Source organism: Stenotrophomonas sp. SrG (assembly GCF_050031795.1).
Lineage (GTDB): Bacteria > Pseudomonadota > Gammaproteobacteria > Xanthomonadales > Xanthomonadaceae > Stenotrophomonas > Stenotrophomonas rhizophila_A.
Map to the genome: position 1 here is coordinate 1 of NZ_JBNBBE010001722.1, position 231 is coordinate 231.

Below are 231 nucleotides of genomic sequence, written 5' to 3' on the forward strand. Positions count from 1 at the left end.
CCGAGGAAGATGTCCGGGCGCACGACCCCCAGCTGCGAGTTGCGCCAGCGGATCAGAGCTTCGGCGGCCACCAGCTGGCCGGTAGGCAGGTTCACCTGCGGCTGGGAGACCAGGTGGAACTCGTCGGCGTCCAGCGCGCGGTGCAGGCGGCTGTCGCTCTGCAGCCGGTCGTGCTGGCGGTGCGCCAGCGCCGGGGCTAACCCCTGCCCGCCGGGGCGGGTGCGCCGCGTG

The 231-nt window shown here is 74.5% G+C and carries 1 protein-coding gene; it reads right to left on the minus strand.

The window, feature by feature from the left end; translation table 11 throughout:
- Positions 1–231, minus strand: a 231-nt coding sequence (locus ACQG3P_RS25165; RefSeq protein ID WP_426806562.1) for an EAL domain-containing protein, incomplete at both ends; no start/stop codon positions are given.